At 50.4% G+C, this 24142-nt stretch carries 26 protein-coding genes and 2 pseudogenes; 18 read left to right on the forward strand and 10 right to left on the reverse strand.

The window, feature by feature from the left end:
- Positions 1-161 precede the first annotated feature (161 nt).
- The 9 genes from B9Z45_RS06230 to B9Z45_RS17030 all read left to right on the forward strand — a co-directional run bounded on the left by B9Z45_RS06230 (position 162) and on the right by B9Z45_RS17030 (position 6215).
- Positions 162-1319 (forward strand): glycosyltransferase family 1 protein, encoded by a 1158-nt coding sequence (locus tag B9Z45_RS06230; RefSeq protein WP_108406378.1) that lies wholly within the window; start codon positions 162-164, stop codon positions 1317-1319.
- Positions 1316-2488, forward strand: coding sequence for a glycosyltransferase (locus tag B9Z45_RS06235; protein ID WP_108406379.1), 1173 nt, complete (start codon positions 1316-1318; stop codon positions 2486-2488). Before B9Z45_RS06230 ends, B9Z45_RS06235 begins: the two co-directional genes overlap by 4 nt.
- Before the next feature lie 10 nt (positions 2489-2498).
- Positions 2499-3491, forward strand: a complete 993-nt coding sequence (locus tag B9Z45_RS06240; RefSeq protein WP_108406380.1) for an NAD(P)-dependent oxidoreductase — start codon at positions 2499-2501, stop codon at positions 3489-3491.
- Between the two features lie 38 nt (positions 3492-3529).
- A complete protein-coding gene (locus tag B9Z45_RS06245; RefSeq protein ID WP_108406381.1) occupies positions 3530-4495 on the forward strand; it encodes a GDP-mannose 4,6-dehydratase in 966 nt (321 codons plus the stop codon).
- A gap of 254 nt (positions 4496-4749) precedes the next feature.
- Entirely contained in the window at positions 4750-5157 is a 408-nt protein-coding gene (locus B9Z45_RS06250; protein WP_108406382.1) for a transposase, read from the forward strand.
- A 6-nt stretch (positions 5158-5163) separates the two neighbouring features.
- Positions 5164-5529 (forward strand): hypothetical protein, encoded by a 366-nt coding sequence (locus tag B9Z45_RS06255; protein ID WP_108406383.1) that lies wholly within the window; start codon positions 5164-5166, stop codon positions 5527-5529.
- A 3-nt stretch (positions 5530-5532) separates the two neighbouring features.
- Positions 5533-5829, forward strand: a complete 297-nt coding sequence (locus tag B9Z45_RS06260) for a hypothetical protein (RefSeq protein ID WP_146180884.1) — start codon at positions 5533-5535, stop codon at positions 5827-5829.
- A gap of 7 nt (positions 5830-5836) precedes the next feature.
- The gene (locus B9Z45_RS17025) at positions 5837-5980 is read left to right on the forward strand and encodes a hypothetical protein (protein WP_158270388.1); all 144 of its coding nucleotides are present in this window, start codon (positions 5837-5839) and stop codon (positions 5978-5980) included.
- Positions 5981-6077: 97 nt separating this feature from the next.
- Positions 6078-6215: a hypothetical protein gene (locus B9Z45_RS17030; RefSeq protein WP_158270389.1), complete on the forward strand. Its 138-nt coding sequence runs from the start codon at positions 6078-6080 to the stop codon at positions 6213-6215.
- A 396-nt stretch (positions 6216-6611) separates the two neighbouring features.
- On the opposite strand, the gene B9Z45_RS06265 is transcribed toward B9Z45_RS17030, so the two are convergent.
- The gene (locus tag B9Z45_RS06265; RefSeq protein WP_228764541.1) at positions 6612-6707 is read right to left on the reverse strand and encodes a MerR family DNA-binding transcriptional regulator; all 96 of its coding nucleotides are present in this window, start codon (positions 6705-6707) and stop codon (positions 6612-6614) included.
- Positions 6708-6786: 79 nt separating this feature from the next.
- Between B9Z45_RS06265 and B9Z45_RS06270 the strand changes: the two genes are divergently transcribed.
- The 4 genes and pseudogenes from B9Z45_RS06270 (at position 6787) to B9Z45_RS06285 (ending at position 8245) form a co-directional block, all read left to right on the forward strand.
- Positions 6787-7443 (forward strand): cation transporter, encoded by a 657-nt coding sequence (locus B9Z45_RS06270; protein ID WP_108406456.1) that lies wholly within the window; start codon positions 6787-6789, stop codon positions 7441-7443.
- An 84-nt stretch (positions 7444-7527) separates the two neighbouring features.
- Positions 7528-7806, forward strand: a pseudogene (locus B9Z45_RS06275) (EamA family transporter); the annotation flags it as partial.
- A pseudogene (locus B9Z45_RS17600) lies at positions 7803-7910 on the forward strand (EamA/RhaT family transporter); the annotation flags it as partial. The pseudogenes B9Z45_RS06275 and B9Z45_RS17600, both read left to right, overlap by 4 nt.
- Positions 7907-8245, forward strand: coding sequence for a YnfA family protein (locus B9Z45_RS06285; protein ID WP_019425172.1), 339 nt, complete (start codon positions 7907-7909; stop codon positions 8243-8245). The pseudogene B9Z45_RS17600 and the gene B9Z45_RS06285, both read left to right, overlap by 4 nt.
- Before the next feature lie 243 nt (positions 8246-8488).
- Here B9Z45_RS06285 and B9Z45_RS16890 read toward each other — a convergent pair whose 3' ends face one another.
- From B9Z45_RS16890 to B9Z45_RS06325, 8 genes are all read right to left on the reverse strand, one after another.
- A complete protein-coding gene (locus B9Z45_RS16890) occupies positions 8489-9058 on the reverse strand; it encodes a hypothetical protein (protein WP_133176048.1) in 570 nt (189 codons plus the stop codon).
- A gap of 16 nt (positions 9059-9074) precedes the next feature.
- Positions 9075-9449, reverse strand: coding sequence for a hypothetical protein (locus B9Z45_RS06295; protein WP_019425173.1), 375 nt, complete (start codon positions 9447-9449; stop codon positions 9075-9077).
- A gap of 49 nt (positions 9450-9498) precedes the next feature.
- Complete coding sequence (locus tag B9Z45_RS06300; RefSeq protein WP_108406385.1) at positions 9499-12618, reverse strand: efflux RND transporter permease subunit; 3120 nt, start codon at positions 12616-12618, stop codon at positions 9499-9501.
- Between the two features lie 12 nt (positions 12619-12630).
- Positions 12631-13761 carry an efflux RND transporter periplasmic adaptor subunit gene (locus B9Z45_RS06305; RefSeq protein ID WP_108406386.1) on the reverse strand — a complete coding sequence of 377 codons (1131 nt, stop codon included), beginning with the start codon at positions 13759-13761 and terminating at the stop codon, positions 12631-12633.
- Positions 13762-13772: 11 nt separating this feature from the next.
- Positions 13773-14246: a hypothetical protein gene (locus tag B9Z45_RS06310; protein ID WP_108406387.1), complete on the reverse strand. Its 474-nt coding sequence runs from the start codon at positions 14244-14246 to the stop codon at positions 13773-13775.
- Positions 14247-14341: 95 nt separating this feature from the next.
- Positions 14342-15610 (reverse strand): TolC family protein, encoded by a 1269-nt coding sequence (locus tag B9Z45_RS06315; protein ID WP_108406388.1) that lies wholly within the window; start codon positions 15608-15610, stop codon positions 14342-14344.
- Positions 15611-15756: 146 nt separating this feature from the next.
- The gene (gene czcI / locus B9Z45_RS06320; protein WP_199221855.1) at positions 15757-16110 is read right to left on the reverse strand and encodes a cation efflux protein, CzcI family; all 354 of its coding nucleotides are present in this window, start codon (positions 16108-16110) and stop codon (positions 15757-15759) included.
- A gap of 398 nt (positions 16111-16508) precedes the next feature.
- Positions 16509-17120 carry a tyrosine-type recombinase/integrase gene (locus B9Z45_RS06325; protein WP_370445816.1) on the reverse strand — a complete coding sequence of 204 codons (612 nt, stop codon included), beginning with the start codon at positions 17118-17120 and terminating at the stop codon, positions 16509-16511.
- Positions 17121-17663: 543 nt separating this feature from the next.
- Between B9Z45_RS06325 and B9Z45_RS06330 the strand changes: the two genes are divergently transcribed.
- From B9Z45_RS06330 to B9Z45_RS06340, 3 genes are all read left to right on the forward strand, one after another.
- Entirely contained in the window at positions 17664-18020 is a 357-nt protein-coding gene (locus tag B9Z45_RS06330) for a DUF6876 family protein (RefSeq protein ID WP_108406390.1), read from the forward strand.
- A gap of 399 nt (positions 18021-18419) precedes the next feature.
- Positions 18420-19994: a hypothetical protein gene (locus B9Z45_RS06335; protein WP_146180885.1), complete on the forward strand. Its 1575-nt coding sequence runs from the start codon at positions 18420-18422 to the stop codon at positions 19992-19994.
- Between the two features lie 117 nt (positions 19995-20111).
- A complete protein-coding gene (locus tag B9Z45_RS06340; protein ID WP_108406392.1) occupies positions 20112-20600 on the forward strand; it encodes a DUF6641 family protein in 489 nt (162 codons plus the stop codon).
- An 847-nt stretch (positions 20601-21447) separates the two neighbouring features.
- On the opposite strand, the gene B9Z45_RS06350 is transcribed toward B9Z45_RS06340, so the two are convergent.
- Positions 21448-22395, reverse strand: a complete 948-nt coding sequence (locus B9Z45_RS06350; RefSeq protein WP_146180886.1) for a hypothetical protein — start codon at positions 22393-22395, stop codon at positions 21448-21450.
- Positions 22396-22532: 137 nt separating this feature from the next.
- Here B9Z45_RS06350 and B9Z45_RS06355 point away from each other — a divergent pair, with 137 nt between their 5' ends.
- Together B9Z45_RS06355 and B9Z45_RS06360 are read left to right on the forward strand one after the other, a co-directional pair.
- Positions 22533-23555 carry a hypothetical protein gene (locus B9Z45_RS06355; protein WP_108406395.1) on the forward strand — a complete coding sequence of 341 codons (1023 nt, stop codon included), beginning with the start codon at positions 22533-22535 and terminating at the stop codon, positions 23553-23555.
- 94 nt (positions 23556-23649) lie between these two features.
- Positions 23650-24138, forward strand: coding sequence for a hypothetical protein (locus B9Z45_RS06360; RefSeq protein ID WP_108406396.1), 489 nt, complete (start codon positions 23650-23652; stop codon positions 24136-24138).
- The last annotated feature ends 4 nt before the right edge of the window (positions 24139-24142 follow it).

Genomic DNA, 24142 nt, shown 5'->3' on the forward strand with positions numbered 1-24142 from the left:
TTTTAAGTATTTTTTTATAAACTTTTGAAATTTAATTATAATTTAATAAATGCTTTCGAAGTTTATAAATCCCATTTCCTTTATGCACAGTCGTGGTATTTTTAAAATAATTCTGACTTTGCAAAAAACTTTGCTCTGCTAAAAGAATTGGAATTCGTTTAATGATAGTTGGAATTGATGCTCGATTTATTACTCGCCAGCCACGACGTGGCATCGGTACTTATTCTCTAAATTTAGTCAATGAATTGGTGAGACTGGATCCTTCCGTTGAATTTATTCTTTATATTGCAGAGTCAGATATTGAGTGCCTTTTGCCTCAATTACCCAATGTGCGAATTCGCCAACTTTGGCCATATAGTTATCCACTTTGGGAAAATATTGCATTGCCTATTGCGACAAAGCAGGACAACCTCGATTTGTTACATTGTTTAGGGAATACTGCGCCTTTATTTCTGCCATCATCTGTGCAATTGGTTCTTTCTATTATGGATGTGATGTTTCTGCAATCAGGTGAGTTTGTGCCTAAACCCACCACTCGATATCAAGCATGGGGACGCCTTTATCGCTCATATTTAGTTCCATTTGTTGCCCGGCATGCTAAAAAAATAATCACGATTTCAGATTTTTCTCGTGATGATATAGTGAAATCAGTACATGGAGTTGCTATTGATAAAGTTTGTGTATCGTATATTTCTTGTGATAAAGTTTTTGTTGATTCTCAAGCGGCTACCAATACAAATATAAGTTCCATAAATGAAGAGATTGGTAATTCATTTATTTTCTGTTTAGGTGCAGAAGACCCACGAAAAAATACTCTTCGTTTTGTTCAGGCTTACCTGAATTTACTTAAAAAAGGAATAATTTCAGAAAATCTCATTATAAGTGGTTATGCCAATTGGGAAATGAGCGCATCTTTTCAAGCTGTTCGGGCAGCAGGGGCGGAAAATAATGTTAAATTTCTGAAATTTGTCGCTATTGAAGATCTTGCACTGCTCTACCACAAAGCCACTGTTTTTGCCTATCCATCACTCTATGAAGGCTTTGGCATCCCGATTCTTGAGGCATTTTCATCAGGTTGCCCTGTTATGGCCTCCAACCTGACGTCCATACCTGAGGTGGGTGGCGATGCCGCTTTATATTTTGATCCTTTGAGTGTGAGTGCAATGGAAGCCGCATTGCTGCAGATTATTCGTAACCCTGAATTACGCCAAGAATTAGTTGCCTGTGGATATGAACGTGTGAAGCAGTTCACCTGGGCTGAGACTGCACGCAAAACAATGACCGTTTATCATGAATGTATGGATGAGCAACAGCTATGAAAATTTTAGCAGTGAGTGTGCGTGTTCCAGAAGACGGCAAAAAAGGCGATCAAGTTTTGTCGTTTCATCGGTTAAGTTATCTATCCCGTAAACACACCATAAAACTTATTTGCTTTGGTTCGCCCAATGCGGATGCTGATGCGCTCTCCAAACTTGAAGCATTGGGGATTTCTGTGCAACTTGTTAAGTGGAATAAGTTTGTTGCAGGCTTTAATGTGCTGACTGCCGTGTTTGACGCACTTCTTCCTTTTCAGTGTGCTTTATTTCAATCAGGTCCTTACAAACGCGCAGTTGCTCAAGAATTGGCATTGTTCAAGCCAGATGCCGTGTATGCCGTGTTGATTCGATCTTTTGTGAATCTTCCCCCCAGTGGTTTGCCATTGTTTGTGGACATGGTTGATTCAATGGGGCTTAATTTTTCACGTCGGGTTGCTTTAGAACGTGGCTTAAAAAGGTTGGCTTTTGACATGGAAAGCCAGCGGGTCAGCGCTTATGAAGTTTACGTGGCGCAACAGGCGACGCTTTCTTACGTGGTTTCAAAGGTTGACCAGAAGTTTATTGGTCACGAAAAAGTTAAGGCTTTACCGCTTGGAATCAATGGACACGAATTTTATAAACAGTCGGAAGGCAGTTTGGAGTCGTCAATTGTTTTCACTGGCAATATGAATTACAAGCCTAATGTAGATGCTGTAATTTGGTTTTATGGCCAGTGCTGGTCAAAGCTAAAGTTGGCGGTGCCCGCCGTTCGCTGGGTGGTTGCAGGCAGCAATCCAACAGCCGAAGTGTTGGCACTGAGCGCAGATGAGGCCATTACTGTAACAGGACGCGTTCCTTCGCTTGCCGCGGTAATTAATACGGCACGGATGTCGATAGCACCTATGCAATCAGGCTCTGGCATGCAGTTCAAGATTTTGGAGGCTATGGCTTGCGGCGTGCCTGTGGTTACCAGTTCGTTGGGTTTGGGCGATATTGCTGCGAAACCAGGGCAAGAGGTTGTTTTGGCTGACACTGCTGATAATTTTGTTCAATCAATTATCGATTTGTTGGGTTCGCCGGATTCGTGCCAAGCCATAGGTGAAGCGGGCCTGCGCTATGTTAATGTAAACCACACTTGGGATGCATTGAATGCCGATTTTGAACAGTCTACGTTTGCAACGTTATATAAATAGGGGAGCGGAGATGGGTCTTATAATTATTGGTGGTTCAGGTTTTATTGGTACCAGATTAGGGCGATTACTCACGCAAGCAGTTAATGGTTTCAAAATTGTGGATAAGGCTGTTAGTGGCGTGTATCCCAGTCGAACTGTACTTGCGGATGTCAGAGAAGTTGAAACACTACGCGCAAGTATTCATGAGGGTGCCACCGTTATTAACTTGGCCGCAGAACACAGGGATGATGTTAGTCCGCTTAGACTATATGACGATGTTAACGTTGGTGGTGCCAGAAACGTCTGCACCGTGGCACGGGAGAAACATGTACAAACCATAGTCTTCACTAGCTCCGTTGCGGTATACGGCTTTGCGCCCATTAATACCGATGAGTCTGGTCAGATTGCCCCTTTTAATGACTACGGTCGCACCAAATATGAAGCAGAGCAGGTTTATAAAACTTGGCAGGCCGAGGCACCCATGGAACGCACACTAGTTATCGTACGCCCCACAGTAGTCTTTGGTGAGCAAAACCGAGGAAATGTTTATAATCTGCTGCATCAAATTGCGTTGGGAAATTTTGTTATGGTGGGCGACGGTCTCAATCGAAAATCCATGGCTTATGTGGAGAACGTAGCAGCATTTTTGCAGTTTTCCACCACTGCGTTTAAACCTGGTGTACACATCTACAACTATATAGACAAGCCAGACAGCAGCATGAATGTTTTGGTGGGTACGGTAAACCGCATGTTGGGTAAGCCGGAGCAGATTAGCTTGAGGTTGCCCCTTGCAGTGGGTTACGCCATTGGCAAGTGTTTTGATGCATTGGCCGCAATTACTGGTAAAAAATTTGCAATCAGTTCAATACGGGTTAAGAAATTTTGCGCTAATTCCGTGTTTGAGACTTCAATAGCTAAAACCGGTTTTATTCCTCCTGTTCCGTTGTCTGAAGCACTTGAGCGCACGGTTCGGCATGAGTTCATTGAGTCGCATGAGGGGGATGGGGTTTTTTACACAGAATAACGTGTATATTCAATATTAATATGAATGTAAATTAGATTATGGTAACAAAAACTGCCCTTATTTGTGGTGTATCTGGTCAAGATGGTGCTTATCTTGCTCGCCTCTTGTTGGCTAAGGGCTACGCTGTCCATGGCACTGCGCGCGATGCACAAATGGCGAGCTTTGGACATTTAGAAAGGTTTGGCATCAAGTGCCAGATCAACTATCATTCGATGGCGCTTAACGATTTCCGAAGTGTTCTTCAAGTGCTATCCAAGGTACGCCCTGATGAAATTTATAATTTGGCCGGTCAAAGCTCTGTAGGTTTGTCATTTGACCAACCTGTAGAAACTCTGGAAAGTATCAGTGTTGGCACATTAAACTTGTTGGAGGCTATTCGTTTTACCAGTCGACCTATAAAATTATATAGCGCGGGCTCTAGTGAGTGCTTTGGAAATACATCTGACATACCGGCGGACGAAGATACACCATTTCGACCGCGTAGTCCTTATGCCGTGGCTAAAGCCACAGCATTTTGGGAGGTGGCTAATTACCGTGATGCATATGATATCTTTGCCTGTACGGGGATTTTGTTCAACCACGAGTCCCCTTTACGGCCAGAACGATTTGTCACAAAGAAAATTGTTAATTCAGCCCTTCGAATTGCAACCGGCAGTACTGAAAAATTGAAATTGGGAAACATTGAGATTGCCCGAGATTGGGGTAATGCCGAGGAATATGTGGATGCCATGTGGCGTATGCTGCAGCAGCCAAACCCTGTTGATTTTGTCATAGCCACAGGTCAAACCAATACGCTACAAGACTTCGTTTCCGCTGTGTTTGACGCGTTACATCTTGATTGGCGTGACCATGTGGTTAGCGATGCATCCCTTTTGCGTCCCAGTGAGATTATGGTTAGCCGTGGCAATCCAATCCGAGCAAAGCAACAACTGGGTTGGCAAGCTACAATGAAGATGCGTGATGTGGTAGCTTGGATCATTGATGAGGAAAAAAGTAAAGGCTGAGTAAAAACTCTGCCGAACTGTGTGGAATTATTAAAATATTGAAATAATTTTCCGTGTTGATATAACTTCAGTGAATTTTACATTCTACGGGCTCTGAAAATTAGACTCCAATGTAGAAGCCGGTAATAAGGCGCCCCTGCAAAACCACTGAAACCCTCATGAACGCTGGTGATCTGGGGTGAATCCGGATTGTCAGAACTCTCAAATAGATATCCAATAGAGCCTGTTTTCTGGGAGTTTTTGAAAGTAGCGCCATGATCGATGACTTTTTCCGTAACCGCCTGAACCAGATGATCGATTTGGGCCACTTGGTGGCGGTTTTGTCCAATCGAATGCCTTGGCAAGAAATCGAAGCATCACTCGCACAGCTCTGGGCACGTCAGCTCAAGGCTGGCAAGAAGATCGAAGACTTGGATTTATTTGGCCCGGTCTCGGCCGTTGCAGGTGGCGGCATTTCCAAAGCCGGTCGTCCTCGTCTGCCCATCCGTTTGATGGTGGCCTTGCTGTACCTTAAGCATGCGTTCAACGAGAGCGACGAGGATGTGATACAAGGTTGGGGTGAGACTCCCACTTGGCAGTACTTTTCTAGCAATGAGTATTTCGCGCACCAATGGCCGTGCGACCCCACGCAACTGGGGCGGTTTCGCAAAGCCCTAGGCTAAGAAGGCGTGGAAAAGCTGTTCGCCCGCACCATGGAGGTGGCTGTTACGCTCAAGCTGATCGCCAAGAAAGAGTTGACACGCGTGATCGTGGACTCCACTGTGCAAGAGAAAGCAGTGGCACACCCCACCGACAGCAAGCTGCTGGAGACCGCCAGGTCCAAGGTGGTGGTGGCGGCCAAAGCCAATGGCATCGAGCTCAAGCAGACCTACGCCAAAGAAGGCCAACTGCTGGGCTACAAGGCTGGGCGCTACTCCCATGCCCGTCAGTTCAAACGCATGCGCAAAGTCATCAAACGCCAACACACCATCGTCGGGCGGTTGCAGCGCGAGGTGGCTCGCAAGATGAGTACGCTCAGTAAAGCCGGTCAGTAAGCCTTGAGCCAGATCTTGTGCAAGGCCAAACGCCTGGTCACGCAGACGGCCAGTCGCAAGGCAGTGGACAACCGCGCCAAGCTCTACAGCTGGCACGCGCCCGAGGTGAAGTGCATCAGCAAGGGCAAGAGCCGCAATCCGTACGAATTTGGCGTCAAGGTGGGTTTGGCCGTGACGCTCAAGGGAAACCTGATCGTGGGCGCAAGGAGCTTTCCAGGCAACCCGTATGACGGGCACACGATGCATGAGCAGATCGAGCAAAGCGCCATCCTGATGCAGGGCTTGGGCGTCAAGCCCTAGGTGGTCTATGCCCACCTGGGCTACCGGGGTGGACAAGTACAACTCGGACATTGAGATCAAACACCGGGGCAAAGACAAGCGACTCACGGATGAAGAGCGCAGGTTGCTCAAACCCCGCGATCGAGCCGATCATCGGGCACCTAAAAGCTGATCAACGTATGGACCGCTGCCACCTCAAAGGGTCAGAGGGTGATGCGCTGCATGCGGTGCTGTGCGCTGCGGGCTAAAACATCCGCTGGCAGCTGCGGATGATCATCAATAAAGGCTTAGGCCTTTTGTTGTGCCTGTTGCAGGCGAGCGGTTTGACGGGCTTGTTTAAGAAATTGGCTAAAAACTTTGGCCGCAATCGACTGCAAAACTCAGATCATCGCTGGGTGCTGGCTTGAATTAAATTTTGCAGGGACGACTGTTTGGCATCACTCAAGCCAAACTCGGCACTGACTTCTGCGCGCAAGTGACGTGAATGAAATAGTTAAAAGCACCACCCCAAAGAAAAAGGCCTTGCATCGCTGCAAGGCCTTTTTTCATTTGCTTTTCTTGGCTCCTCGACCTGGGCTCGAACCAGGGACCTACGGATTAACAGGAAAACAGGCTCGTCAAAAATCTATATAAATCAACGACTTATAGGTGTTTTTATTAAACGTGTAATATTTTGTGCAATAACCCCAAAAGTTACATTATGTAACTTTCCAGCCAAAACATCCAAATTTGCGTTGAGCCGTGTCATTTTGCACCCAAAAGTTAGACGCTTGGCTTGGGGCTCGCGCTTGTTTTCGAAAAAGTTAGACGCCATGCGTGGGCATCAAGCCCTGTTTTTCGTAGTAACGGATGGTTTCGACATCCACGCCGGTGGCGAGGGCAAGTTCCTTTATCTGCATTAGATGGTCCTGCTTTAAATAAGTATTTGACACTGTAGCGGCTCCAGGGTTTCTAATGCAAGAATTGAAAGGAAAACCCATGTCCACCCACTGCTGTGACCATGTCGCACCCAAACTTGATGCCATTGTCAACCTGGCCCGTTACCGCAAGATCCTCTGGATTGCCCTCTTGGTCAATGCCGCGATGTTCCTGGTCGAGATCGTGGCTGGCGTTCAGTCTGGGTCACTTTCTTTGCTGGCAGACGCGGTCGATTTTGCGGGCGACGCAATGAACTACGCGGTGTCGCTCGCGGTGCTTGCTTCGGCGCTGGCATGGCGGGCGCGCGCCGCCATGCTCAAAGCCTTGAGCATGATGGGTTTTGGCCTGTATGTGCTAAGTGCAGCACTGTGGTCGGTGTGGAACGGCGGCATGCCTCTGGCCACCACAATGGGTGCAATAGCACTCGTGGCACTGGTCGCCAACATCGCAGTGGCTTGGATGCTCTATGCCTTCCGAGAAGGCGATGCCAACATGCGAAGCGTGTGGCTATGCTCTCGCAACGACGCCATCGGCAACCTTGCCGTGTTCATCGCCGCCTTGGGCGTGTTTGGCACTGGATCGGCTTGGCCTGATCTTGCGGTGGCAAGCCTGATGGCGGCGCTCGCCTTGCACGGTGGCTGGACCGTGCTGCAGCAGGCGCGCGGTGAACTGGGCGAAGATAGTGCCAAGGAAGACCGCCATGGCCACGTCCACTGAACCAATCCGATGGAATCCTTCCGCTGTGTGTCAGACAAACTCGGTATGAATAGAGCTGTCCTTTAAGCGCTTTGTGCTGCAGCACTGTTTGGCGCTAGCCCCCCGTTTGCCAAGCTATTGACGGGTGATACACCACCAGTTCTTTTGGCGGGGTTACTTTATTTGGGAAGCGGGCTTGGCCTAAGTCTGGCACGCGTGATTCGTGATCACGGCGTAAGGCCGTCGGGCCTGCCCAAAGGTGACTGGCCCTGGCTGCTGGGGGCGATCTTTTTTGGTGGTATGCTAGGCCCTGTGGCGCTGATGTTTGGATTGCTATCAACAAGCGGTTCCACTGCATCGCTGTTGCTGAACCTCGAAGCTTTGAATGGGATGGCGTTGAGCCTCACACACATGATCACAAGCATGCAAAACTCAAACACGAGCATGCACATTTTCCGGACATTCACCACCGACATTCGCATTCATGACACCGATCCAAGCATTGGGCCTGTACGCGCTAACCGCCTGCGCAGAGATTATTGGTTGCTACCTGCCGTACTTATGGCTCAAGAAAAGTGCGTCTCCATGGTGGTTGATTGTTGCCGCAGCAAGTTTGGGCCTGTTCGCGTGGCTGCTGACGCTGCATCCACATCCTGCTGGACGTGTGTATGCCGCCTACGGTGGGGTATACATCGTTATTTCAGTCTTGTGGCTGTGGTTAGTCGATGGCGTGTTGCCTGATCGCTGGGACTTGGTAGGCGCATCACTCGTGCTTGCCGGAGTGGCTGTGATTTATTTTGCACCGCGCAACGTGTCGCTTTGACTCAGCATGTGCTTTCGAGTGTCTAGGCGATAAGCGCTGCCCCCGCTTCTCAGAGTCATGCTCAAAACTCTCCAAACGAACCATTCCCAATGACAGCTTGGCATGGCAGGTGCTTCCAGAACATCAGAGCAACAAGTGCTACAAAGACCATCCAAAGTCTTGCGGAGTAAAGATGGTACTTGTCCAGACAGGTTGAAGCAATCCCGCCAATGACAATCAGTCATGGCGGATGGCCTCGGAGCATCAAAGCAAAGTGATGTCTTTGATCAAACGAGAACGCAGTGCGCGCTGTTTGAGTTGATCCACTGAGTCATTCGTCCACTGATGTGAAGATTTGCCCCAAAAATAATCAGTACCCGTAATTCCCAACAACCGAACTTCTCCCTTCGTACCTGAAATTGTTCGGTCAAACGTTTTACCTCCAACATTGAAAGTGATTTGATGAGTCCCCTCTTTTAATCGCAGGCGAATCATGGAGTTTGGAACAGTCTCCATCGCTGCGCCACCATCCACAGAAATGTCCAACGGATGATGTCCGTCGCCCCAATAACGCACGACGTAAACCGTCAGAGCTTCAGGCACTGAGGCAAACGACTTTGCTTCATCATCTTTGGCAATGCTGGGTGCAGGATCTTTGGTGCAGTAAGCATTTCTTCCTCGATCCGTATGGCAATGCGGCTTCTCAGCGATTCGATCAACCGGTGAAGCGCAGCCTGCGATGCCAAGTACGCAAGCTGAGACGACGATTGTTTTAGTAATCCAAGTTTTCATAATATTTTCCCAAAATTGATCCACCATTTGTGGCAAAAACAAGTAAGTTGTAAACGCCTCATTTCAGAACAAAACGTGCAGAAGTTGTTTTCCCAGCTGAACTGAATTGAGCAACAACCTTTGTCCCAGGAGCTACCTTGAAGCTACCTTTGGCTTCAAGCTTGTCGCCTGTTGGTTTCAACTCAACTTCTTGCTTGTCAGCGCCAGAAAGCAGTGTGACTTTTGCCGTCGTTTTACTCACGTCAACGGGTTTGCCATGGTCACGCACGAACAACTGCAGCACATCAGGTTTGGCGACCAGTTCGTAGTCAACATCCTTGACGGTGGTCAAAACACCCCCTTGCATGGGTTTGTGATCTGTATCGTGTGGCCCTGCCCATGCGAGTCCGCTGAGGAAAAGTGACGATGTGATCAAGAGCGTATGGAATTTCATGAGATGTCCTTTTGAGGTTTTGGTTGAGGTTGAAGAAACGAATGAATGGTCAGAATGCTTCAGCATCTTTGTCTTGCAAAAGCGCCTCGGCAGGTTTGCGGCCAAAGAGCCAAAACATGGCAGGCGTCAGAAAGGTGTCGAGCAGCGTCGAGCTGATCAAGCCCGAGAAAATCACCACGGCGACCGGGTGCAAAATTTCGGTGCCGGGGCGTTCGGCCTCGAAGAGCAATGGTGCCAATGCGAAGGCAGTCACCAAGGCCGTCATCAACACCGGGCTCAGACGCTCCAGCGAACCGCGCAAGATCATGGGCTTGGTGAAGGCCTCCCCTTCAAAGCGCATGAGGTTGATGTAGTGGCTAACTTTCAAAATGCCGTTGCGCACCGAAATGCCCGCCAGCGTAATGAAGCCGACCAGGGCGGCCACCGACAAAGGCTGACCTGACAGCCAAAGACCCAACACGGCACCCACGAGCGCCAAGGGAATGTTCACCATGATCAAGGCCGACAAAACGGCGGACTTGTAGCGGCTGTAAAGCACCACAAACATCAACACCACAGAGACCACCGAGAGCAAAGAGATCAGGCGTGAGGCTTCTTCTTGCGCCTGGAACTGCCCTCCGAGGGTGATGAAGTAGCCCTCAGGCAATCGAGAATCCGCCGTCACTTTGCGTATGTCGGCCACGACTTCTGACAATGGGCGGCCCGAAGCGTTGGCAGAAATCACGATACGCCGCTTGCCGTTGTCCCGACTGATTTGGTTGGGACCATCGGCGTCTTCAATCGTTGCGATTTTGGACAGCGGAATTCTGCCCGAGGGTGTTTCGATCAACACCTGGCCCAAGCCTTCCAGCGATCGTGCGGATTCTGGTAAACGCACAACCAGCGCAAAGCGGCGACCTCCCTCCATGATTTGCGTGACACGTTCACCTTCCACCAGGGTCTGCAGTGTGGCAAGCACTTGCGCGCCAGACAGGCCGTATTGCGCCGCTGCCGCATAGTCCAACCGTACCTTGATCTGGGGCGCAAGAACTTGTTTTTCGATTTGCAGGTCGGCTATGCCCTCGATGCCTGACAACTTTGAGCGCAGCGCATCGGCTTGCCCGCGCAGCACGTCCAGGTCTTCGCCAAAAATCTTGATGGCGATTTGGGAGCGCACCCCAGACAGCATATGGTCGATGCGGTGTGAGATGGGTTGCCCCACCTCAATCGAAGCAGGCAGGTTGACCAAGCGTGCACGGATGTCGGCACGGACCTCATCCATTGAGCGCGTCAACTCGCCTGAGGGTTTGATGCCCACGTCCAATTCGCTGACATGAACGCCTTCGGCATGCTCATCCAATTCAGCACGTCCGCTGCGTCTGCCCACATGCAGCACTTCGGGCACCTGCTTGACCAGCACTTCGGCCTGGCGCGCCAGGTCAGAGGACTCGGTCAAGGTCACGCCCGGGTTCAGCCGTATGCCCACCAGCAAGGTGCCTTCATTGAAAGGAGGCAAGAAGGTGGTCGGAAAAAACGGAACAGCTGCCGCGGCAAACACTACCGCCACACATGCACTGGTTATCGCCACGCGTGGCTTGTCCAGCACTTTTTGCAAACTGCCTTTGTAGCCTTGCTTGAGCCATGCCAGCACTTTGGTGTCGCCATGGTCCAGGTTTTTCATGCCCGGCAAGAGGTAGTAGCTCAGCACCGGCGTCATCGTTACCGACACCAACAAAGAGGCCAGTGTCGAGATGATGAAGGCAATGCCCAGTGGGACAAACAACTTGCCTTCCAGGCCCGGCAAAGCAAAAAGCGGAAGGAAGACCAGCACGATGATCACCGTCGCATAGAGGATCGCCGAGCGGACTTCCATGGACGCCTTGGCCACGAGCGCGAGCAGCGACAGGCGCTGGCTTGGGTCCTTTGCACGGTCTTCTTTCATGCGCCGCAAGATGTTTTCCACATCCACCACGGCATCGTCCACCAGTCCGCCAATGGCAATCGCCAGCCCCCCCAGCGTCATGGTGTTGATCGACAAGCCAAAATACTTGAACACCAGTGCCGTGATGAAGATGGACACTGGGATGGCGGTGAGCGCAATGATGGTGGGGCGAACCGTGCCCAGGAAGAAGAACAGGATCGCGGCCACAAACAGCGAGGCGCCGATGAGTTTGCCTTGCAGCGTCGAGATCGAGGCCTCGATGAAGCTGGCCTGCCGGAAGGTCACACGGGGTGCCTCCATCCCCGCAGGAAGGGATGCCTTGAGATCCGTAATCGCTTCTTCAATCGACTGTGTCAAACGGGTCGTGTCAGCGGTTGGCTGCTTTTGAACGCCCAGAATCACGGCTGGCTTGCCTTCAAAGCCTGCATCCCCACGTTTGATGGCTGCGGCAAAAGTGACCTCAGCGATCTGGCGCAACAAGATGGGCTGACCGTTCTTGGCGGTAATAGCCAGATTGCGCAAGTCCTCCAGGCGGGAAGTGCGACCAAGATTTCGAATCAGGTACTCGCGCCCGTTGAGCTCCAAAAATCCCCCTGAGGTGTTGGCCGAAAACCCGCGCAACGCCGACTCCAACTGGTCCAAGGAGATACCCAAGTCCGACAGGCGCGCTGTGTTGGGCTGCACCTGAAACTGGCGCACTTCGCCGCCAATGGGGATGATCTGTGCGACGCCGGGGATGGCCAGGAGTCGAGGCCGGAGCACCCAGTCGGCGTACTCACGCACGGCCATAGGGGAGATCTTCTGCGGATCGACAGGAATAGCGATCTGCATGATCTCACCCATGATGGAGCTGATCGGCCCCATCCGTGGTATTACCCCGGCAGCCAAACCTTCTTCCATGGACGAGAGGCGTTCAGACACCAGTTGGCGTGCCCGAAAAATCTCCGTGTCCCAGTTGAAGGTGACATACAAAAAGGACAGGCCAGCAGAAGAGGTCGAACGAACCGATTCGACCCCAGGCAAGCCATTCATGGCCGTCTCCAGAGGAAAGGTAATCAGTTGCTCGACCTCTTCAGGCGCCATGCCACCCGCCTCGGTCATGATCGTCACAGTAGGTTTGTTGAGATCGGGAAAGACATCGACTGGCGTTCGAGACAATGTGAATGCCCCGTAAGCCATCAATACGGCACCCGCTATCAACACCAGAAGCCGGTTGGTCAGGCTATTTTCGAGAAGCCACTTGAACATATCGTGACCCCTTTACCGGACTTGATTGATGAGCGTGGCACCTTGGGTCGCCACACGATCGCCAGACTTCAAGCCCGAGATCACCGTGACGCGCGCTCCATCCAGGGGCTCGAACGTCACCGTGCGGGGTTCAAACTGCTCAGCTGCAGACTTGACCCACACCACGTTCTGATTGGCAGCGTTTTTCATCAGTGCCGACTGGGGGACCGCAATACCCTGTGTCTTTTGCTTGGACTGCACATAGACTTTGACGGGCTGTCCAACGGCCAGGCCTAATAGTTCCGGGCTTTGCACTTGGAAGTTCAGCGGCAGAGCTTGCTCTCGCAAACTGCGCGCTGCACCCATGAAAACCAGTGGCGTGCGCTGGTCGCCGACAGCCAATGTGGCACCGCCGATGTTGTTGGCCACTGAGATATCAAAAGCCAAGGCTTCAATGCGCAGCCGCTTCGGGTCGACAATTTCAAAAATCAATTCCCGCGTGTCCACCACTTGGCCTGCCACGACATGCGCCGAGGCAATCACGCCAGAAACGGGCGCGACCAGTGCTTCTTTGCTGCTGAGGCCGCCACCGACGGCCGACATGCGATCGGTCAGGCTGAGCACCTCACTCTCTGCGGCTTCCACTTCCTTGCGCGGCACCGTGTCCGACAACTCGCGCAAACGTGCCAAACGCTTTTCAGCAAGCGCTTTGGCAGCGCGAAATTCGGCCAATTGAGTCAACTGGCTGGCCCGCTCCAGGGGGGCGAACGCAGGGACGACGTAGGCCAAGACCTGTCCCTTCTTGACGGTTTGCCCTGCGCTGGGCAGGCCATTAGGGCCGGGTTCGATGCGTCCGGCGTTGATGGGCTGGACTTTGCCCCCAGCGTTGGGGTCCATCAGCACCCGACCATTGAGTTCAAAGGCGCGTGGCAGCTCAGCGGTTTCCACCACCATCGTGCGCACATTCAGTTGGCGTTGGGCTGGTTTGGGCAGAAACACGCTGCCATCGGCCATGCGCTGTGGACCATTGGCATTGGCCGTCGCAGGCGCAGCGCCGTGGTCATGGCCTTCGCCCGCGTACGTAGGCAGCGCAGCACCTGCAAGGGTCAAAGCAGTGGCCAGTGCCATCCAGTAACGTTTTTTTGAAGTGTTGATTGTTTTCATGCTGAGGCTCCTTAGGCCGTACGAGCTTGTTGACGAAAGCGAACGATCACGGCTAATGCCATCAGGGCCAATAACCCCCCGCCGATCCACAGGGCGATGCCTTTCCAAGAAGAACCACTGACAGGTTCATCTTCGTCCTCGTGCAAATCGAGTTCGCCAGTCAGCAGGTCGTTCAGTTCACCGGCCTGAATGGTTGCGGTGATGGCAATGACGCCAGGTTTGAGCGTGTCCTTGAGGATGACTTCGTATTCACCTACGCCGTGTTTTTCAGCTTTGTATTTGCTGCCTTCGATGTCAATGTCGATTTGAGCGTCATTGACGGGACTGTTGTCTTTAAAACGGTCCAGGTAAATCGTCAGCTGCTTGCCATTGACGATGCCAACCATTTCCAGATCCTCTGAAACCGCGACGAAACGCGGCAGTGCTGTGCCCTGTGCTTTTGGAGCAGCTTCTCCATGGTCGTGACCCGCACCGGCAATGGCCATGGGACTAAGCAGTGTGAAGATCAGCGCCAAGAGAGTGGCGGCTGTTGAATGAATTAAATTCATGGTGTTCCTTGAAATTTTGAAGGGTGTCAGCATCACTCGGGCAGCAAGCCCAAGGACTGCCGCAATGCCGAAATGGCGGAGGCTAGGTCAATTCGGCTTCGAGCCGCTTGTCGCGCGGCCTCTGCAGCCTCGGCCTCAATGCGCAAGCGTGTGGGCAGATCTGTCTCGCCCAGCCTGAACGACTTGTCGAAAAAACCTCGGGACTCGTTGGCCAGCATTTCTCGTCGTTGCGCGGCGACGAGTTGGGTTCTTACAGCCTCTAGTCGAGAAGCAGCGCCTCTTTGATCAGCTTGAATTTGGTCCCTCTCAAGGATCAGCTTTGACTGCACTTCAATAGCCTCTGCCTGTGCCGTCGCGATACGAGCGTCATTCCTGGGCCCTGAACCAAACGGCACTCGAATGCCGATGAGCACAGTCTGGCCATAGCGGTCTCCAAATGCCCCACGACCGCGCGTTGTGGCCACCGTGAGTTCCGGGTTGGATCGCTTCTGGGTGCTGATCAGCTGAGCCGTCCGCTCGGCCATCGTGATGCGGTCCTCCAGTTCAGCCAACAAGGGATGACCAACTGATATAGCCGAACTGGGGGTCGGTTCAGCTGCAGCGTTGGCTATCAAGTCAGCCTGAGCCGTTCTGCCTGCCAACGACATCACTTGTGCCAAGGCTGCGGCAGAGGCCGCTTGAGCATGGGCGGCATGCGCCTGGGCCGCAGCGAGAGCGCCTTCGGCTTGATGCCGGTCCGACTTGGCCAGATCACCCGCGCTGGTACGTTTAGCAACATCAGCGGCGAGGCGTAGCGAATTAGCCAGTTGTTCGCTCGCCAGTTCAGCATCGACGCGAGCTCGCAACCAGCCCCACCAAGCATCCCTGACGGAAGCGGCGAGCCGCAGTTGTGAGGCGAGCAGCTTGCGCTCAACCAACGAGATTTCAGCCTGCGCCAGATCGGTACTGGCCGTGCGTTGCCCGGGTAGCCAAATGGGAATGGCAATTCCCACCTCGGTTTCACGCGAACCGTTGTTGCCAGTCATCTGGTCCGATCGCTGACTGATATCCAACGATGGTGGCTCGGGAGACAGCATCAATGCGGCTTTAGCCTGGGCCTGGGCTGCATCGCGACGCGATTGAAGCGCGTGCGCCTCGGGCTGCCTTTGCCACGCCGTATCGAAAACATTTTTCAAGGACACCGAGCCACTCAACGCGGCGGCGGATGTGCCTTGTGCTTGGGCCGTCAGCACCAAGCCACTCAGGGTCATGACCGACAGCGCGATTCGAATCGGTGTCGATCTTTTTTTGTACAAACTCATAGCTCATCTCCAATGGTGAAAACATCCAAGGAGATCAGCGAGCAGCGACAACACGTCGCTAGGCGATGAGGCAAAACGCAAAAAGCGTCATGCTCACTCGCGCACAGGGGATTCGAAAAGAGGTGGAGAAACCCGAGACTCGCCGATCAGGCAAGCACGGGCCAATTAGGCCGCTCAGGACGTTCTCTTGAAAGCTGAGAAACAATCACCTGAGGGTGAAGTGGATTATCGTCAGAGACCGCTGCTGTGGTCGTGTTCAGATCGTTGACCAGAGCAGCTGCACAACCCATATGGCAAGTGGCACAGTCATGGTCCATGCCCGTCGATTGGGGTGAGTTTTTGCTGGACTCTTTCTGGTCAACTGACGCATGGTCATGGGTGTGGTGACCAGGGTGCGTGGCAGTCACACTGGTTTCGTGCTCGCAATAGCTTGCCATTGCTGCCCAACTGAACTGCAAGGGCAACAGAACTAGCAGGAAGATTGCCAAGAACTTTTTCATGAATTTTAATTTTAAAGATTTAGTCCTTCATCGTCAAGGTTTGTTCAATTGCCCTCATGGATGCTCCGGTTTATTACAAAAAATTCAAATGTTGAATTTTATTGATTGCATATCAGTCGAGCATGAATCAACTTGAAGAACGAAATTTCATTCAACTTGGTTCAGAGCCCATTTTGCACAAACCCGCAAATTCACGGCTCGGAACCAAGTCCGAAAAAGTCATGAGGTTTTGAGACAAACGGGGTTTGAGACGACTTTGCCGGGCTGATGCGAGAGGTCGCAGTCAGGAGCCCATAGCAAAAAGCCCCGCGTGGTGCGGGGCCTGAGGCTGCCTCAAGGCCTGCTGAGCAGGTTTGAGGTCTTTGTTCTGGCGGGGTAAAAGGGATTCAAACTCTCAATCAAACCAACTCAACTGCTGCCTTCAATTGACTGGGGCTGCTGTAAAGATACGCAGCTGTAGTGCTGATGCTGCGATGCCCAGCAAGCGTTTTCAGAATGTGTATCGCCGTGCCTTTGTTGGCAAGGTTTGTTAAAAACGTTCTGCGACCGCTGTGACTGCTAGCACCTTCAAGTCCAGCGCCTTCGTAAAGTAGAGCGAATGTTTGGGCCAAGCTGTTTGCGTTAAAGCCTGCCTTGATGCTTTTTTGACTTGCAAAGAATGGATAGCTGCGATCCACGCACTTGGCTTCTTTTGCGTAGGATTGCAACTCCGCTTTGAGCTTTGCGCTTACAAATACAGTACGAGCGTGACGACCTTTGGTCATGTCGGGCAGTAAGCGGATCTCATCTTTGATCTGCCCATCGCTGTTTGTAACATCGCTCCAGCGTAAGCAGGCTACTTCACCGATTCGCAAACCTGCCCAGTGTGTGAGCAGCATCATTGATCTGTTTCGGGCTGCGTACTTGCGTGTGTTGATATGCGTTAACAAGCGCTCAATTTCAGCAGTTGTCAGTGTCTTTGCTTGTGCCATGGTTTTATCTCCTAAATCATTTGTTTGCGTTAATTGCATTGTGTTTTCATATATTTATCTGGACAACCTGAGTCCCGCCAAAGTGATGGGTTTCTCTGCTGGAGCAGGGTGAAATGAACTGGCTGTGGATAACTTTTGAGCGGTTTTTTTCTTCAATGATTTCAACGCTCAAACTTTGAAATCTATTAAAAGTAATGTTTTTCGTGATTTTTCTTGGATAACTTGCGCTAGCTGTGGATAACCAGCGCAGATCGACGAGCAAGCCCTACAAGCGCTGATCTGGGTTCTCAGCAGTCCGAGTATTCGGGCAGGTGAATCGAAGCGCTATGGGGCTTTTAAACGCGAGGCATTTTGCTGGTAGTGACTGAAATTTATACATGTAGTGCGGTTTGTATCTGTAGCCCGAATGGGTCCTGCAGGTCTAAATTTCTGGGCTGTGGATTTTTTAGGTGGAGTACTTATCAAATCACCCAGGTGATTTTTACCCGGTACCCCGCCAAGTTTTCGGGTTACCAAATGTCGGTTGTCCATTTGTGTGTCTGAAACAAAACTGTAGTCATTCAACAAAAGAAGGACGCAGCGATGAAAAAATTCGACTCTACGCAATTGACACAATTTATTGGAACAACTGGCTATTTCCGTATCAGCCGCAGGCATCTGCTGACTGATGGCACCAAATACTTGGCTGAAGAGGCCGAGTGTTTTTGGATGATGGATGCGATTGCCAGCCACCTAAGCGAGATTGGCACTGAGGACTGGTTTGTCCAAGTGCGTGTCACAGTCAATGGCAACAGGGCAACAATGATCTACGAGGACGGCAGTGGCAGTGAACATGCCCGTCAAGAGATCCCATATACGGACTTTCCAATGCAAGCCATTTCACTTTATGCCTGCTGGGACGGTGAGCACTGGGTAATCATGCTGCCTAGCGAGTATTGACCTGATTAGGGCCAGACTGGATGCTGTGAAATCCCCACTGAGCCCATAGCAACCAACGCGCGTCTTGCGCGTTCATGGCCCGAACTTCGGTCCTGATCACTTGGCTGCGGCCTTTGACCTGTGCGCGAACTGATGCTTTGTATGTATGCATCAAGTACTTATCAAAATTGCCGCCTAGTCATTTCGGAACCAATGCCAAACAAAAGAAGGACTTGCTTGATTTGACTTCAATCAGTCCAAGTGACCCATTTATGGGTCATTTGGGCATATGTGCTTATGACTTAGTTGATTAATTACTATAAGCGTGTGACTTTTTTAATTTTCTAGATAATCTGTATATTCCAGCTAAATACGTGTGAATTCCAGGATTTCTTTAGTCCTGACTACATGGGGTGGCAGATGATCAAAATTACCGTTGATGCACGAGTCTACGAAGCGCTGCAAAAGGCGTTTCCCAAGCCTGCGAATACAGCACATAGAGCACTGGCTAAATACATCAGCGTACTAGAAGCCATGCTGTTCAAAAGCCTGCATTTTGCTGCAACGCCCCTGCAGCGCAAGTTGGATTTATTTGCCATTTCACTCCAGCAGCTTGCAAATCAAGGCGGTCAGATTGGACCCAAGAAGCTGCGTGTGCATGCATGGCTAAGGAACAACAACTTCAACTTGGTTGAGTCTGTGATCACTGGCTCAAACCTAACTGGTAGTGTGAGCCAATGCAAATTAACCAGTCTCGTGACCATGGTTGACACGCTGGCAGTAGAGGACAAGATCTTGCGTTCAGGCAAAAGCGATAAAGAAATTGACCAGTACCTATGCGGCGATGACTTTGGCAATTACCAAGTCTTAAATCTGCTGTTTCCCGAATTCAAGCAAAGGATCAAATCACCAGAGATTGAGGAGTTATTTGACCTGGTGCCGGTTGACAAGGAAAGCGTCAAAAGCTACATCATCTGGCTCACTACAGAATCCGAACACATTACAAAAGAGAAGATGGACCAAGCGCTGCGTCAAGCGCGAATTATTTTGGCCATATCCAGTGTGATGGATGGCTATTACGTGCAGCGTAAGAAACCCAGCCCGTTTGGGCGCATGTATTACGAGGGAACCAGTATTCAAAACATCAACAAGGAGCTTCGTCGAGCAGTGTTGGGTGACTGTTGGGAGTACGACATCCGCTCAAGTGTTGTGGCTTGGAAGATGGGTTGGGCCAAACAATACATCGATGCGTATGGACAGGGTAAGGATTTGCGTAAGGTCTTTAGCGCCACGTTGAATTTTCTGGAAGACAAAGCTGACTTCATGGGCACAGTGCAGTACTTCACATTTGGAGATGACAGCCCAGTACACAAAGATCTACAACCGAAATTGCTCAAGCAGGCGTTTACAGCCATCAGCTTTGGCGCCCGTCAAAACACCACTGGCTGGCAGAATGAATCTGGTGGGTGGACAAATCCAGCGCTAGTTGACATCATCAAAAACGGCACTGACAGAGAACGTTTTCTTGCTGACCCCACAGTACAGGCCTACATTAACGAGCAGAGCATCCTTGATACGCACCTTTATGAATTAGTCAAAGCAACACGTAGGGACTTGCTCAGCAAATCATTTCTTCAAACGCCAAGTGGCCGACCCAGCAAGTCCAAGATCCTTGCGTATCTTTACCAGCATGATGAAACCGAAGTCATGGACATTGTTTGTGAAGTAGCTGCCCAACATGGCCGCGAACCCATTGCCCGTGTACATGACGCTATCTTTTTCAAGCACAAGCTCAGCGTGGACTTGCGCCATGAGATTGAAATGACCATGCAAGATCGCACCGTTAATCAGTATTGGCGCTTGAGTCACAAGCAGTTGGAGCGTTATGAGCCTCGTTATTTTGATTTGAAAATGGATGAAGCTGCACATAAAGAGCGCATACTTCAAGAAACTATCCGAGCTCGAGAACACTATTCAAACCTGTCTGTTGATTGATCTGTCAACCGATAGCGTGAGTCCCGCCAAGTAGTCGGGTTACCAGTCGTTTTGGTTGCTCTGCGCCATGGTTCGACAATAAATTAGCTATTCCTGCAACACACACAAGGAGTAGCTATGTCAGGTTTAAGCGCGTTGAAATTAGTTCAAGCCAAGCGTGAAAAGGGCACGAGCCCACAGCATGCAAGGCGTCAAAAGCTCAGTACCAAGTTGGGTGAGCAAATCCAGTTAGCCAAGGCGCAGCAGTCGGGCACTGATTTTTCGCCCGTAAGAGTTCGCACAGTCAAGGACGAGGTAACAGGGCAGAACCGCAAGGTTGAAGTTCCTAAGAAGTTAAAGCCTTGGTGGTGGACGGACGACAAGGGCAAGATGTGCATCACCGTTCGCTATGGTGCACGCACACTCGAAATAGTCGAGGGGAAAAATGCCATCGAGACTGACAGCATTGCCGATGTGATCACCTCGCTTCAGGTGATTCGGACAGCTGTAGATTCAGGGGAATTGGACAAACGTATTGATGCAGTGATGGGACAGGTAACAGCAGGCTTTGCCAAAGACTCTGCGGCTAGTAGTCGCCCAACATTGAAGTTACCAGCCAAGTCTTAGTCCAATGCGAGTTCAGAGCCAGCAGGTGAATAGCTTGCTGGTTTTCTTTTGACTAAACGGCCGTGATAGGTTTGATTGGCTTGACAGTGCTAGTTTTGGGCTTGGTTGGCATACGCAGCTTTTGCAGAGCTTGTTGTGCGCGTTGTGCCTTCTGCCTTTCACGTTCAGTTTTTAACGCATCACTTGCGCGTTTGCTGGTGACGCGTAGTTGATCCAGTCTCAATTGTTCTGGCGTTTTTGGTTTCTCTAGTTCGAATATTCGCATGCATTTATTTATGGCAACGGATAAATAAATGTAGGAAAAGGAGACCAAAGATGAGATTTATGGAAATTGCAAATCCCGAAGACCAACTGGCACTTTGGAGGCTGATATCTGACAACGTATGGTCAGCGGTCATGGCACAGGCCAAGCAAGCTACAGCTCAAAAAGCTCAGGCCGCAGCTAACCCTAAGCCAAAAAAGTTCAAGCCCAAGAAGGCCATACCTAAACCACCCCCAGCCCCAAAGCCAAAACCACCAACCCCCAAGCCACCCCCAGCTAAAAGTCCTGTACCCCCACAGCAAAGATCGGTGGCCCCCAGCAGGCCCTCACCATTACCCAGCTCTCAACCTGTTCTGAGGCCCACTCACTCAAGTAGTTTTAGCCAAGCTGATTTGCATGGCATGCAGCAGCAGCCTCAGGGTGCAGGGCAATCCTATTCGGCACAAAAACCCTTCTAACGGCTCGAAACCGTGGATTTATGACGAGAAATACTGTGTTTTTAAATTTCATGGCCGTGGGGATGACAGGCATAGCAAAAATGGTTCTTCCTCCAGGGTAGTCAAGCTAGCAAGATTTACACGAGGCTCAGCCGGCGTGGCTCACGCTTCTCATGTCACTCAATAAGTCCAAGCACCTCGGCTGCTTGAGACCATCAAAGCTGGTGTCACCGACCAGATGCTCAGGCAACATGAATGAATGCTCTGATTCAAACCAACTGGATTTTTGCCATTGCCCACAAGAGATTGCAGTTCTCAGATCAGCTTCCTGATTGGGTGTCCATCTGGCCTTTATTTGCACATCTGAACAACTTGGAAATCGACCAATCTCAACATTGGCGATCAGCTTGGCCGCCATCGAAGTCGCTTGGCTTGATTTAGTTCGCATGGCTTTTTGCTTTGATTTCGTTCTGATAATGGAGTCACCAGCTTTGGGGTGATGCTGTGGGCATAGCTCCAAAAATTTACTCACCTGATAGGTACCCCAATGATTGATCTGATCTGAAGCGGTACTGTGATCAATGCAGACATTGAGCGCATTCGTCAGGTAAGCAGGCTTGATACTCTTATATGCTTTTTTGTTACCTGACTTGATGATTTGGTACTTGGCATCTTGATCGAAATGCGAACCACGTAGCCTTGCTGTGGTGAAGAGTTTGAAAATTGCCTCACTGATGGTTTTAGGATCTAGGTGTAATGGAATCGCAAGGCAAACCATTCCAGGCATTGGGATTTTGAGATCAGTCTTTAGCAGCAGTTGAAGACCTGCTGTTAAGGCTTTGACCAGTTCCATTTCAATTTGTGGCGAGTCAAATAGCTTGGTCCCTTTTTTGACCCACCACTCTGGAAACGATTTGTACTGGTAGAGATCCCCAAAGTCTTCCCAAATCTTGATCAAACGTTCATCAAGGCACTTGCCATTTTGCTGGCAAATCCACCAAAAATCTTTGCTACTGCGAAGTAATGCCACCCACCAAAAATGAAGACTAGATGCCAGTAAATCGTTGCTGCGCAGCGCATGGTTAGGCGTGTCCAAATTGATCTCCCAGCTAGTTATGGGCTTATCAATATAAAAAATGATACAGATTCTGTCTAGCGTGAATCTGTATCACGCAACCCATTTAGCCTTGGTTCCAGCAGCGATTGGCTGCATAACCCTGAAAGGAAATAGCCATGCAATTAACCAATGGAGCCATCAAAGTTGGGGTGCAACCGCCCCCATTGAACCCTACCGCCGTAGAGGAATACGAGGGCGTTGATCTGAATACTTTTGATCTAAGCGCTTTCGCCAAGCCTGCGAAGGTTCGCACTGCCAGCTCGGCAGGCACGGATGTCTTGAGTAACAACCCTGAGGTTCAAAAATTCCTCACTGAAGGAGCTGAGCTATTCAAGCTCGGTGAACGCTATGAAGTGGAAATTGTCCAGCGTGGCCACAACGCGCTGTATGAACTCCTGGCTTCGATCTATGACTTCTCCATGCGCATTGAAAACAGTAGTTTCAAGGAAAAGATCTTGACTGAAATCCGCAAGGATTTAAAAGATAACCACAGCATCACGATCAAGTCCAATACACCTGCCATCAATACGATGGTCAAGTACATGGTTCGCTCAGACAAGGTTACGGCGAGCCGTTATTTGAAAGTTTTGACTGTGGCGCAAAAAGAAAATCTTGTAGCCGCCGATCTGCCCGCATACATCGCTCGCCGCGGTGGTGTGAGCCAGATTCAGGACGTTGAATCTGCGGCGCTGGCTAAGGGCACTGGTGATAAGAACAACAAGGAAAGAACGTCGCTGATTCGTGAGTATTACGAGTTGGTTGGTAAGGCATCCAAATTGGACTTCGATTTTGATGGCGATGTTTGCGTTTACGCTGAAGAAAAAGAAGGCAAAACGGAAGAATCATCTTTTTGCGTGTTCGTTGCCGTGCATGTGGGTGGCAGCAAGTTCAAGATGGTCTCTGCCAATGAGCTTGGAAAAGCTTACGAAGACAACCTGGTCAAGTTCATTGGCAAAACGCTGCCAAATGATCTGACAGTGCTGGAGCACGGTGTTCGTAATCTCAAAAAGCAGATCTCCATGGACAAATCTCAGCCTGAAAGCCTGCGCAAGGAAATGCAGGTTCAGTTGGCAATTCCGCTCAAACACAAGCAAGTAGAAGTCATTGATATGGATAACAGTGACGACGCGCCCCTATAAAGCCAGCCCTTGATTTGGTCAGGGCGCAGAGTAACGGCTGTGCCTTGGCTGGTCAGCTTCAGATAGGAAAACATATCAAACAGGAGAAATCAAAATGACAAAATACTTGGTTTTTAGGAATCAACCCGATAGTGGACAAGTAAATGAGCCGGGCAGCAGGGAGGAGATGGCAAGTGAGATAGCTAATGTTGTTTCGCAAGATCGCATGCCAGCAAATTACTACATTGCTTTTCCAATTGAAAATCCAAAAGTTTCTTTCGAGTCACTGAAGGAATTAGCTAAGTTCTCAGTAGAGATTACTGATGAGACTGCCGAACTTTGGGTCAATGAAATTCAGGAGATGGTTGAAAAAGCTTACATGGTAGATGACGCTATTGGTGAGGCGTCCGGTGGTATTTACCAAGCAATGATTGCGTACAACAATGCGATTGAAGCCAGCAGTAATTTCAAAGATTTGACCAGTTTGAGCATAAAAGCTCTAGATCGTGCGTTTGAATACTTTGAGGTGGAATCTGCCTACGAAGTTTCAACCAAGGTGGAGGAAATTTATTCAGTCGAATCCTTTGAACATCATCACGTTTGAAAGG

The sequence above is a fragment of the Limnohabitans sp. 2KL-17 genome, assembly GCF_003063415.1.
Classification (GTDB): domain Bacteria; phylum Pseudomonadota; class Gammaproteobacteria; order Burkholderiales; family Burkholderiaceae_C; genus Limnohabitans_A.